Source organism: Pseudomonas sp. P106(2024) (genome assembly GCF_057480815.1).
Map to the genome: position 1 here is coordinate 400,191 of NZ_JBLIYU010000003.1, position 12,208 is coordinate 412,398.

At 66.9% G+C, this 12,208-nt stretch carries 10 protein-coding genes; 8 read left to right on the plus strand and 2 right to left on the minus strand.

What is annotated here, in order from left to right:
- Window positions 1-6: 6 nt before the first annotated feature.
- The 5 genes from kdpA (at window position 7) to AC25M7_RS08110 (ending at window position 7,839) form a co-directional block, all read left to right on the plus strand.
- Entirely contained in the window at window positions 7-1,701 is a 1,695-nt protein-coding gene (gene kdpA / locus AC25M7_RS08090; RefSeq protein ID WP_349738709.1) for a potassium-transporting ATPase subunit KdpA, read from the plus strand.
- Between the two features lie 10 nt (window positions 1,702-1,711).
- Window positions 1,712-3,766 (plus strand): potassium-transporting ATPase subunit KdpB, encoded by a 2,055-nt coding sequence (kdpB, locus tag AC25M7_RS08095; protein ID WP_028690486.1) that lies wholly within the window; start codon window positions 1,712-1,714, stop codon window positions 3,764-3,766.
- 12 nt (window positions 3,767-3,778) lie between these two features.
- Window positions 3,779-4,342 carry a potassium-transporting ATPase subunit KdpC gene (kdpC, locus tag AC25M7_RS08100; protein WP_028690487.1) on the plus strand — a complete coding sequence of 188 codons (564 nt, stop codon included), beginning with the start codon at window positions 3,779-3,781 and terminating at the stop codon, window positions 4,340-4,342.
- 150 nt (window positions 4,343-4,492) lie between these two features.
- Complete coding sequence (locus AC25M7_RS08105; protein ID WP_486970915.1) at window positions 4,493-7,147, plus strand: DUF4118 domain-containing protein; 2,655 nt, start codon at window positions 4,493-4,495, stop codon at window positions 7,145-7,147.
- The gene (locus tag AC25M7_RS08110) at window positions 7,144-7,839 is read left to right on the plus strand and encodes a response regulator (RefSeq protein ID WP_062363681.1); all 696 of its coding nucleotides are present in this window, start codon (window positions 7,144-7,146) and stop codon (window positions 7,837-7,839) included. Before AC25M7_RS08105 ends, AC25M7_RS08110 begins: the two co-directional genes overlap by 4 nt.
- Before the next feature lie 9 nt (window positions 7,840-7,848).
- Here the strand turns inward: AC25M7_RS08110 and lysA are convergent, their stop codons facing one another.
- Complete coding sequence (lysA, locus tag AC25M7_RS08115; protein ID WP_486970916.1) at window positions 7,849-9,078, minus strand: diaminopimelate decarboxylase; 1,230 nt, start codon at window positions 9,076-9,078, stop codon at window positions 7,849-7,851.
- A gap of 126 nt (window positions 9,079-9,204) precedes the next feature.
- Here lysA and AC25M7_RS08120 point away from each other — a divergent pair, with 126 nt between their 5' ends.
- On the plus strand, window positions 9,205-10,119 hold the full coding sequence (locus AC25M7_RS08120; RefSeq protein ID WP_486970917.1) for a LysR family transcriptional regulator: 915 nt from the start codon (window positions 9,205-9,207) through the stop codon (window positions 10,117-10,119).
- Between the two features lie 79 nt (window positions 10,120-10,198).
- A complete protein-coding gene (locus tag AC25M7_RS08125) occupies window positions 10,199-10,537 on the plus strand; it encodes a hypothetical protein (RefSeq protein ID WP_062363673.1) in 339 nt (112 codons plus the stop codon).
- Window positions 10,538-10,540: 3 nt separating this feature from the next.
- Here the strand turns inward: AC25M7_RS08125 and cynR are convergent, their stop codons facing one another.
- Window positions 10,541-11,431, minus strand: a complete 891-nt coding sequence (gene cynR, locus AC25M7_RS08130) for a transcriptional regulator CynR (RefSeq protein ID WP_028690493.1) — start codon at window positions 11,429-11,431, stop codon at window positions 10,541-10,543.
- A 110-nt stretch (window positions 11,432-11,541) separates the two neighbouring features.
- On the opposite strand from cynR, the gene AC25M7_RS08135 reads away from it, so the two are divergent.
- Window positions 11,542-12,201, plus strand: a complete 660-nt coding sequence (locus AC25M7_RS08135; protein WP_088851574.1) for a carbonic anhydrase — start codon at window positions 11,542-11,544, stop codon at window positions 12,199-12,201.
- Window positions 12,202-12,208 lie beyond the last annotated feature (7 nt).

Consider the following 12,208-nt stretch of genomic DNA (forward strand, 5'->3'; position numbering starts at 1 on the left):
GCGACCATGCACAGTTACGATTACCTGCTGCTGCTGGCGTTCTTCGCCATCGTGCTGCTGCCGGCGCCCTGGCTCGGGCGTTTCTACTACAAGGTGATGGAAGGCCAGCGCACCTGGCTGTCGCCGCTCCTCGGTCCAGTGGAGCGGGGCTGCTACCGCGTGGCCGGCGTGCGTGCAGACCAGGAGCAGAGCTGGAAGCAGTACACCCTGGCCCTGCTGGCCTTCAACCTGGTCGGTTTCTTGATGGTGTTCGGCGTCCTGCAACTGCAGGGCAGCCTGCCGCTCAACCCGCAGCACCTGCCGGGCCAGGAATGGTCGCTGGCGTTCAACACCGCGGTCAGCTTCATGACCAACACCAACTGGCAGGCCTACAGCGGTGAAGCCTCGGTCAGCTACCTGAGCCAGATGATCGGCCTGACCGTGCAGAACTTCGTCAGCGCCGCCACCGGCCTTGCCGTGCTGGTCGCCTTGTGCAGGGGTATCGCCCGGCGCTCGGCCAGCACCCTGGGCAACTTCTGGGTCGACCTGACCCGCGCCACCCTCTACGGCCTGCTGCCGCTGTGCCTGGTGCTGGCGCTGCTGCTGGTCTGGCAGGGCGTGCCGCAGACCTTTGCCGACTACGTCCACGCCGTGACCCTGCAAGGCACCGACCAGACCATCCCGCTGGGCCCGGCCGCCAGCCAGATCGCCATCAAGCAACTGGGCACCAACGGCGGCGGCTTCTTCGGCGTCAACTCGGCGCACCCGTTCGAGAACCCGACGGCCTGGAGCAACCTGTTCGAGGTGGCTTCGATCATCCTGATCCCGGTGGCCCTGGTGTTCACCTTCGGCCATTACGTCAAGGACCTGCGCCAGAGCCGCGCGATCATCGCCTGCATGCTGGCGCTGTTCCTGATCGGCGGCAGCACCGCGCTGTGGTCGGAGCATCAGCCCAACCCGGCCCTGGAAAGCGCCCAGGTTCAGCAGAGCGCGCCACTGGAAGGCAAGGAGAGCCGCTTCGGTACCACCGGTTCCGTGCTGTGGACGGTGACCACCACCTCCGCCTCCAACGGCTCGGTCAACGCCATGCACGACAGCCTCAACCCGATTACCGGCATGGTGGCGATGGTCAACATGATGCTTGGCGAAGTGATCTTCGGCGGCGTCGGCGCCGGCCTCTACGGCATGCTGCTGTTCGTGTTGATCGCGGTGTTCCTGGCCGGCCTGATGATCGGCCGCACCCCGGAGTACCTGGGCAAGAAGCTGCAGGCCCGTGAAGTGCAACTGCTGGTGGCGAGCCTGCTGGTGATGCCGGTGGGCGTGCTGATCCTCGGTGCCATCGCCGCCAGCCTGCCCGGGCCGGCCGGCGCGGTGACCAACCCCGGCGCCCACGGTTTCAGCCAGCTGTTGTACGCCTACACCTCCGGCGCTGCCAACAACGGTTCGGCCTTCGCCGGTTTCGGCGCCAACACGGTGTACCACAACGTGATGATCGGCTTGGCCATGCTGATCGGTCGCTTCGGCTACATCCTGCCGGTGTTGGCCCTGGCCGGCGGCCTGGCGGCGAAGAAGAGCGCGCCGCAAGGCCTCAACAGCTTCCCCACCCACGGCCCGCTGTTCACCACGCTGCTGATGGTGACCATCCTTTTGGTCGGCGGCCTGACCTTCCTGCCGGCCCTGGCCCTGGGGCCGATTGCCGAACACCTGAGCCTGGGTTTCTGAGGAATACACAATGAACATGCCCATTCCCGAAGTGAAGGCGCATCAAGGCGCCAAGGACCAGACCCGCTTCAGCGCGTTGTGGCGCCCGGCCCTGGTCCAGGCTTTCGTCAAGCTCGACCCGCGCCAGCTCAAGCGTGCCCCGGTGATGCTGGTGGTGGCCCTCACCGCCGTGCTCACCACCGTGTTGTGCTTGGTGCCCGGCAGCGGCGTGAGCACCGGCGTGGCAGTGCAGATCGCCGTGTGGCTGTGGTTTACCGTGCTGTTCGCCAACTTCGCCGAAGCCCTCGCCGAAGGCCGTGGCAAGGCCCGTGCCGACAGCCTCAAGGCCGGCAGCCAGGGCCTGACCGCCAAGCGCCGCAAGAGCGACGGCAGTTTCGAGAGTGTCGCCGCCACCCAGCTGCGCAAGGACGATGTCGTGCGCGTCGTGGCCGGCGAGATGATCCCCGGCGACGGCGAGGTGCTCGAAGGCATCGCCGCGGTCAACGAGTCGGCGATCACTGGCGAGTCCGCCCCGGTGATCCGCGAGTCCGGCGGCGACCGCTCGGCGGTCACCGGCAACACCCGCCTGGTCTCCGACTGGCTGCTGATCCGCATCACCAGCAACCCGGGTGAGTCGACCCTGGACCGTATGATCGCCCTGGTCGAAGGCGCGAAACGCCAGAAAACCCCCAACGAGATCGCCCTGGACATCTTGCTGATCGGCCTGACCCTGATCTTCCTGATCGTGGTGGTTACCTTGCAGCCGTTCGCCCGTTTCGCCGGCGGCGAGCTGCCACTGATCTTCCTCGCCGCGCTGCTGGTGACCTTGATCCCCACCACCATCGGCGGCCTGCTGTCGGCCATCGGCATCGCCGGCATGGACCGCCTGGTGCGCCTGAACGTGATCGCCCGCTCCGGTCGGGCGGTGGAGGCAGCTGGCGACGTGCACACCTTGATGCTCGACAAGACTGGCACCATCACCTTCGGCAACCGTCGTTGCAGCGCGCTGCACGCCGCCTCCGGGGTGACCGCCAAGGAGTTGGGGGAGGGCGCCTTGCTCGCTTCGCTGGCCGACGACACGGCCGAAGGCAAGTCGATCGTCGAGTACCTGCGTCAACTGCACGATTTCGACGAGCCCTCGAGCACGCAATATGAAGCCATCGCTTTCAGCGCCGAGACCCGGCTGTCGGGCATCGATTTCCAGCAGCGCCGCTACCGCAAGGGCGCCGTCGACGCGGTGCTGGCCTTCTGTGGTCTGCAACGCCTGGAGCTGCCCGCCGCCCTGGCCCGTGAAGTGGAGCGCATCGCCCAGAGCGGCGGCACGCCGCTGCTGGTGTGTGTCGACACGCACCTGCTCGGCGTGATCCACCTCAAGGACGTGGTCAAGCCCGGTATCCGCGAGCGTTTCGCCGAACTGCGCAAGCTCGGTATCCGCACCGTGATGGTCACCGGCGACAACCCGCTGACCGCCGCCGCCATCGCCGCCGAGGCCGGCGTGGACGACGTGCTCGCCGAAGCTACCCCCGAGAAGAAGCTGGCGCGCATCCGCCAGGAGCAGAACGACGGACGCCTGGTGGCCATGTGCGGCGACGGCGCCAACGACGCCCCGGCCCTGGCCCAGGCCGACGTGGGCATGGCCATGAACGACGGCACCCAGGCTGCCCGCGAGGCGGCCAACATGGTCGACCTGGACAGCGACCCGACCAAGCTGCTGGACGTGGTGCAGGTGGGCAAGGAACTGCTGGTCACCCGCGGCGCGCTGACCACCTTCTCCATCGCCAACGATGTGGCCAAGTACTTCGCCATTCTGCCGGCGCTGTTCGCCGCCATCTACCCGCAGCTGGGCGTGCTCAACCTGATGCACCTGGCCAGCCCGCAGAGCGCGATCCTCTCGGCCATCGTGTTCAACGCGCTGATCATCATCGTGCTGATCCCCCTGGCGCTGCGCGGGGTGCGGGTGCAGGCCGCCAGCGCCGCCCACCTGCTGCGGCGCAACCTGCTGATCTACGGCGTGGGCGGCATCATCGTGCCGTTCGCCGGGATCAAGCTGATCGACATGCTGCTCACTGCACTGCACTTGGTTTGAGGAGAGACTGACATGACCGCCTATGTACGCCCGGCCCTGAGCCTGATCCTGCTGATGACCGTGGTCACCGGCGCGCTGTATCCCCTGGCGGTGACCGGCATCGCCCAGGTCGCCTTCCCTGACCAGGCCAATGGCAGCCTGGTGCGCGATGATCGGGGCGAGGTGCGCGGTTCGGCGTTGATCGCCCAGGAATTCAAGGGTGACGCCTGGTTCCAGTCGCGGCCTTCGGCGGGGGCCTATGCCACCGTGGCCAGCGGCGCCAGCAACCTGGCGCCGAGCAACCCGGCGCTGGCCGAGCGCGTGAAAACTGATGCCGCCGCGCAGTACCAGGTGCAACAGGGGCCGGTGCCGCAGGCGCTGCTGACCACCTCGGGCAGCGGGCTGGACCCGCACCTGCCGCCCGAGGCGGTCGCCTACCAGCTGCCGCGTGTGGCGGCGGCGCGGCAGGTGCCGGTTGAGCGCTTGCAAGCGCTGGTGAATGAGGCCACCCTGCGTCCACTGATCGGGCCGCCTGTGGTCAATGTGCTGGCGCTGAACCAGGCGCTTGAGCGCCTGGCGCCTGTGGCCGTGCACTGACCCTTGTAGGAGCGGCCTTGTGTCGCGAAAGGGCTGCGCAGCGGCCCCCAGGGTTCAAGTGTTTATACAAAGATCGCCGGGGCCGCTTTGCGGCCCTTTCGCGACACAAGGCCGCTCCCACAGTGACCGTGAACAAGCAAAGGATAAAACATGAGTGACTCCGCCCGCGCCGACGCGCTGTTGGCGGGCCTGCCCCGGGAAGGCCGGGGCAGGCTCAAGGTATTTCTCGGCGCCGCGCCCGGGGTCGGCAAGACCTTTTCCATGCTGCAGGCCGCCCACGCCCAGCAACGCCAGGGCGTGCGCGTGGTGGCCGGGGTGGTCGAGACCCACGGCCGCGCCGAGACCGAGGCCCTGCTCGGGGGCCTGACCCAGCAACCGCTGCTGCGCAGCGAGTACCGTGGCGTGATGCTCGAGGAAATGGACCTCGACGGCCTGCTCAAGGCCGCGCCCCCCTTGGTGCTGGTCGACGAACTGGCCCACACCAACGCCCCCGGCAGCCGCCACGCCAAGCGCTGGCAGGACGTGCAGGAACTGCTCGCCGCCGGCATCGACGTGTACACCACGGTCAACGTCCAGCACCTGGAAAGCCTCAACGACAAGGTCCGCGACATCACCGGCGTGCAGGTGCGCGAGACCCTGCCCGACTGGGTGCTGCAGGAGGCCTTCGAACTGGTGTTGATCGACTTGCCGCCGCGCGAGCTGCTCGAGCGTCTGCGCGAGGGCAAGGTCTACGTCCCCGAGCAGGCGCGGGCAGCCATCGAGGCCTATTTCTCCCAGACCAACCTCACCGCCCTGCGCGAGCTGGCCATGCAGACTGCCGCCGCCCAGGTCGATGCGGACCTGGCCAGCGGCTACCGCCAGCGTGGCCAGGAAGCACCGGCCCTGCGCGGTCGCCTGCTGGTGGGCATTGACGGCGACGACCAGGCCGAGCGCCTGGTGCGTCATGCCTGTCGCGTGGCCCAGCGTCGCCATCTGCCGTGGAGCGTGGTCCATGTCGACAATGGCCGACTGCGTGACGAGACCGCCCGCCATCGCTTGCAGGCCGCCCAGCAACTGGCCGAGCGCCTGGGCGGTGAAGTCGTGCTGCTGCGCGCCGGCGAGGTGGCCCGTACGCTGATCCAGCACGCCGACGAGCGCCGCGCCAGCCTGGTGCTGGTGGGCCAGTCCCGCGATCTGCTGCGTCGGCGCTTCTTCGGCGCCGGTGTCGCCGCGCGCCTGTTGCGCGAGAGCCACGGCCTGGAGATCAACGTGCTCGACCGCGACACCCAGCCGCAACCGGCGCGTGCGGCGGTCAAACGCGTGTGGGTATGGCGCCACTACCTGCTGGCGCTGTTCGCCACGATGCTGGCCACCGGCCTGGCCTGGGCCGTGTCGAGCCTGCTGGCGCTGCCCAACATCTCCCTGGTGTTCCTCGCCGCCGTGCTGTTGGTGGCGGTGCGCAGCAGCCTGGGTCCGGCGTTGGCCTGCGCGGCGTTGTCGTTCCTGACCTACGACTTCCTGTTCATCCCGCCGAACTTCTCCTTCGCCATCCAGCGTGAGGAGGACGTGCTGACCCTGGTGTTCTTCCTGCTGATGGCCGCGCTCACCGGCAACCTGGCCGCTCGCCAGCGTCGCCAACTGCAGGCCTTGCGCGAGACCCAGGCGCAGACCAACCAGTTGCTCGACCTGTCGCGCCGCCTGACCGTGGCCACCGACCGCCAGGCCGTGTTCAGCGCCGCCGGCCAGCATATGGACGGCTGGCAGGACGTGCAGGTGTGCCTGCTTGAACGCAGCGCCGATGGCTTGTTGCAGGTCGCCAGTGGCGACAACCATGCCTTCACCGACAACGAACGCGCCGCCGCCGAGTGGGCCTGGCAGCATGGCCAGGCTGCAGGCTTTGGCAGCGACACCTTGCCTCACGGGCGTTGGTGGTGGTGGCCGTTGGCCGTGGAAGAGCAACCCCTGGCGCTGCTCGGCATTCGCCCCCGCGATGGCGAGCCGCTGAGCGCCCAGCGCCGCCGCCTGCTGAAGGCCCTGGCGCAACCCCTGGCCCAGGCCCTGGCCCGCGCACGCCTTGGCGAGCAACTGGAAGCCGCGCGCCTGCACGGTGAAACCGAGCAACTGCGCAGCGCCTTGCTCGCCTCGGTCTCCCACGACCTGCGCACCCCGCTGACGTCCATGCGCGGCAGCATCGACAGCCTGCTGGCCCTGGGCGACGCGATTCCCCCGGACGATCGCCGCGAACTGCTCGAAGGCACCCGCAACGAAGCCGAGCGCCTGGACCGCTATATCCAGAACCTGCTGGACATGACCCGCCTGGGCCACGGCACCCTCAAGCTGGCCCGCGACTGGGTGGCCCCGGCCGACATCGTCGGCAGTGCCCTCAATCGCCTGCGCGTGGTGCTGGCGCCCCTGCGCGTGCACACCGAAGTGCCGTCCGAGCTGCCGCTGCTGTTCGTGCATGCGGCGCTGATCGAGCAGGCGCTGATCAACGTGCTGGAGAACGCCGCCCGTTTTTCCCCGCCGCAGGGCCGCCTGGCGCTGCAGGTTTCGGTGCGCGACGAGCAGCTGTGCTTCGCGGTGGCCGACGAAGGTCCCGGCATTCCCCAGGACGAGCGTGAAAAGATCTTCGACATGTTCTACACCGCCGCCCGTGGCGACCGCGGCGGGCAGGGCACCGGCCTGGGCCTGGCGATCTGCCAGGGCATGATCGGCGCCCATGGTGGCCGCATCCTGGTCGATGATGGCATCGATGGCCACGGCACCTGCATCACTCTATGCTTGCCGCTGCCGACCCAACCCGATACTGAAAGTGAAGCCCCATGAGCCAAGCCGCCACTCTGCTGGTCATCGACGACGAGCCACAGATCCGCAAGTTCCTGCGCATCAGCCTGGCGTCCCAGGGCTACAAGGTGCTCGAAGCCGCCACCGGCGGCGAGGGCCTGGCCCAGGCCGCGCTGAACAAGCCCGACCTGGTGGTGCTCGACCTGGGCCTGCCGGACATGGACGGCCAGCAGGTACTGCGCGAGCTGCGCGAGTGGAGCGCGGTACCGGTGATGGTGCTGTCGGTGCGCGCCAGCGAAGTGCAGAAGGTCGATGCGTTGGATGGCGGGGCCAACGACTACGTGACCAAGCCGTTCGGCATCCAGGAGTTCCTCGCCCGGGTGCGCGCACTGCTGCGCCAGGCGCCGCAGGTAGGCAACGGGCCGTCGGCGGCGAGCTTCGGGGCGCTGGTGGTGGACTTCGCCTTTCGCAAGGTGACCCTGGACGGCGTCGAGGTGGCGTTGACGCGCAAGGAGTACGCGTTGCTGGCGCAGTTGGCCGGGCACCCGGGACGGGTGATCACCCAGCAGCAGCTGTTGAAAGACATCTGGGGGCCGACCCATGTGGACGATACCCACTACCTGCGCATCGTGGTAGGGCACCTGCGGCAGAAACTGGGGGATGACCCCACGGCGCCGCGGTTCATCGTCACCGAGGCGGGGGTGGGGTATCGGTTGGTCACGCCGGCCCAGTAGGGGCGGGCTTTATATACCCAGCTCCAGTGCCAGAAGCTCCTGCACGGTCTGGCGCCGGCGGATCATGCGCAAGTTGCCCTGTTCGATCAGAAATTCAGGCAGCAGGGGGCGACTGTTGTAGTTCGACGACATCGAAGCCCCGTAAGCCCCGGCATCGTGGATCACCAGCAGGTCACCCACTTTGGCCTGGGGCAGTTGCTGTGGCGTCAGTTCCTCATCGTTCTGGGTGAATACATCCCCCGACTCGCACAGCGGCCCGGCCACCACGGTCGGTTGCAGCGGACGGCTCACCGGTCGGCCCACCGCATCGAACAGGCTCATGCGGTGGTAGGCGCCGTACATCGCCGGGCGCATCAGGTCGTTGAAACCGGCATCGACCAGGATGTAGTGCCGGTCACCCATCTGCTTGACGGCGCGTACCTCGGCCACCAGGCACCCCGACTCCGCCACCAGGAAGCGGCCCGGTTCGATCTCCATGCGCACGGGGTGGCCGAGCATGGCTTCGATCTCCGCCCGCGCCACTGCCCAGGTATGGGCGTAGCGTTGCAGGTCCACCGGCTGGTCGTCGGTGCGGTACGGCGTGGACAACCCGCCGCCGATGGAGAAGGCCTCGATGTCCATGCCCAGCTTGCCGACCAGCCCGACCATGGCACCGGCCACCTGTTCCAGGTGTTCGTAGTCCACCCCCGAGCCGATGTGCATGTGCACGCCCACCAGGTGCAATCCGTACTGTTTCACGCAGGCCAGCGCCTCGGGCAATTGCTCGTGCCAGATGCCGTGCTTGCTGTTCTCGCCGCCGGTGTTGGTCTTGCGGCTGTGGCCGTGGCCGAACCCCGGGTTGATGCGCAGCCATACCCGGTGCCCGCAAGCGTGCTCGCCCAGCTGGCGGAGCATGTCGATGGAACCGGCGTTCACCTCGATCTTTGTCTCGACCACTCGAGCCAGGGTGGGCTGGTCGAGCACGTCGCAGGTCAGCACCACGCCGGCCGGCTCGCCGTCCACTGTCGCCCCGGCCGCGAACGCCCGCTCCATTTCGCCCAGCGACACGGCATCGAGCACCAGGCCACGTTCGCGCATCAGGCGCAGGACGTGCAGGTTGGGGTTGGCCTTCTGCGCGAAGCGGACCGTGTCGAAGTGCTGCTGCAACTGATCGATGCGCTGGTGGATGGTCTGGGCGTCGTAGGCCCACAGTGGGGAGCCGTGCTGGCGGACGGCCTGGGCCAGGAGGGAGGTGGTCATGGGGGTGTTCCTTGTAATGGATGCACCGATCTTGAGTCAGTTGATTGATCCAGAAAAATAGCTATTTATGCTGGCTCGATTCATATTTGATATGTATGCGTCAATCTCACGGTTCTTGGCATCACCATGAAACTCACCATCCGCCACATCGAAGTGTTCCGCGCCATCATGGCCGCCGGCAGCGTCACCGGCGCCGCCCGCCTGCTGTTCACCTCGCAACCCACTGTCAGCCGTGAGCTGGCGCGCATGGAGCAGGTCACCGGTCTGAACCTGTTCGAGCGCGAAGGCGGGCGCCTGGCGCCCACGGCCCAGGCCTTGCTACTGATCGAGGAGGTCGAGCGCGCCTTCGTCGGCCTGGAGCGCATCGACCGCTTCGCCCAGGCCATCCGTAATTTCGAGCAGGGCCGGCTAGCCATCACCTGCCTGCCACTGTTCTCGCAGACTCTGCTGCCCAAGGCCTGCAAGGCGTTCCACCAGCAACACCCGGGGGTCAGCGTGAGCATTACCGCGCAGGAGTCGCCGTTGCTGGAAGAATCATTGGTCGCCCAACAGCACGACCTCGGCTTGACCGAAACCGCGCAGGTGCCCAGGGGCGCGGTCGGGGAACTGCTATTCAGCGCCGACATGGTCTGCGTGTTGCCCGAGCATCATCCGTTGCTCGCCAAGCCAGTGCTTGAGTTGCACGACTTCCATGAGGTCGACTTCATCAACCTGGCCAGCCTGGACAGCTATCGGCAACAGCTGGACCGCCACTTCCGCGAGGCTGGAGTAAACAGGCGCACGGTGATCGAAACCACCAGCGCCGCCTCGGTATGCGCCATGGTCCGGCAAGGGCTGGGCGTGGCGATCATCAACCCGCTGAGCGGGTTGGAGGCAGGGCAGGGTGGGCTGCCCATGCGCCGTTTGAGTCTCTCGGTACCGTATCAGGTAATGCTGATCCGACCAGAGCTGCGCCCGGCGTCGGCTGTGCTGGAGCCGTTCTGCCAGGCGCTTCGGCTGCAGGCCGGGGAGATGGAGCGGGCATTGGCAAAGGGCGCTTGAGCACGCCGTGTCACCTGTTGGAACGATTCGGAACGTGGCGCAGTCAACCCTTTCGACAGTGTTCAAACGAGGACTCGCCATGAGTACCCTGACAATCGAAGGCTGGTGCAAAAGTGACGGCGACCGCCGATCTTCCCCGGTGGGTGATATCCACTTCGACATCCAGGGCCCGACCCACACGGCGCTGGAGCAGGCCGAGGAACGTCTACAACAGAGCCACGAGCCCGAAGCGATGGTAGATGTCGACATGGACACGTTGAACCTGGTCTTGCCCGAAGGCTACGGTCCGCTGGCCGACTGCCGCCTGCGCGTCTACCTGAGCAACGACGAACGTGGTCAGTTTCACTTGGTCGGGCATCGGGCCAGCGATGGCAGCCTGATCTACACCAACGCGGTGCTGATTGCACAGTTGAGCTGAGCCTCAGCCGTGCTCCAGTTGCGCGGCCACCTCCTTGGCCAGCGCCAGGAAGGCCCGCGCCGCCGCCGTCTGGTAGACACCCCTGCGCTGCATGAGCACGGCCGTGCGTTGCAGGCGCAAGGGGTCCAGGGCGATGGCGGCCAGGTCGTCATGCGCCAGGACGATGTTGGCCGGGAGCAGTGTCGACAGCGTTGTCCTGCGCACCACTTCGATGACCGCGCCGATGGCGTTGGCCTCCATCATTACCTGCGGGCGGATACCGTGCTGCCTGCAGTAGCGCTCGATCTGCTCACGGGTGGCAAATTCGGCGCTGAGCAGGATCATCGATTCGTCATTCAGCGCCTGTGGCCCGATGGCACTTGCCTGGGCCAACGGGTGTTGGCTGCCGACCACCAGCGCCAGGGTCTCGACCAGTAAGGGGGAGGTGTCGATGTCCTGGGCATGGCGTTCATCGAAGGCGATACCGACATCCAGTTCGTCCAACTGCAGCATCTGCTCCATACGCTCCTGGGCGATTTCGCTCAGGTTCAGGGTGATGTTGGGGTACCGGCCATGAAAGGCCTCGACCAGGGGGCCGACCAGGTAGCTGGTAAAGGTGGGCGTCACCGCCACCCGCAATGAGCCTCGGCTGAGGTCGCCCACGTCATGGATCGCGCGCCTGGCCTCCTGCAGTTCCTGCGACGCCCGTTTCGCATAGCGCAGATAGACCTCGCCGGCATCGGTCAGCCGCGTGGTGCGCCCCGAGCGATCGAACAACTGCGCGCCCAGGCTTTCCTCCAGTTGCCTGACCTGCTGCGAAAGCGCGGGCTGGGAGACGTGCAGGGCTGCCGCCGCCCGAGTGAAACTGTGGTGTTGCGCGACCGCGAGAAAGTACTGGATATGCCGGGCGAGCATGCTTCTCTCCATAAGATAATCTGATGCCGTTCATCATAAATGAGACTTTTACCTTATGTAACGCACCGCCTAACCTTTGCCTCACACACCGCGACACTGAGGCATCAGCCATGCAAGACATCATCGACGGCTTCCTGAAGTTCCAGCGCGACGCCTTCCCCGAGCGGGTCAAGCTGTTCAAGGACCTGGCCACCCAGCAAAGCCCTCGGGCGCTGTTCATCTCCTGTTCCGACAGCCGCCTGGTGCCCGAACTGGTCACCCAGCGTGAACCCGGCGACCTGTTCGTCATCCGCAACGCCGGCAACATCGTGCCGTCCTACGGCCCTGAACCCGGTGGGGTGTCGGCCTCGGTCGAGTATGCCGTCGCGGCCCTGCAAGTGGCCGACATCGTCATCTGCGGCCACTCCGACTGCGGCGCCATGACCGCCATCGCCACCTGCAAGTGCCTGGACCATATGCCCGCCGTGGCCGGCTGGCTGCGCTACGCCGACTCGGCCCGGGTGGTGAATGAAGCCCGCCAGCATCAAAACCCCCACGCCAAGGTCGAGGCCATGGTGCGCGAGAACGTGATCGCCCAGCTGGCCAACATCCAGACTCACCCCTCGGTGCGCCTGGCCCTGGAAGAGGGCCGCGTGGCCCTGCACGGTTGGATCTACGACATCGAGAGCGGTCGCATCGACGCCTTCGACGGACGCACCGGCCAGTTCGTATCCCTGGCGGACAACCCAGCAGTCCGCGCTGTTTCCCACGCCTCCCGGCACGTTGCCTGAACCCGAT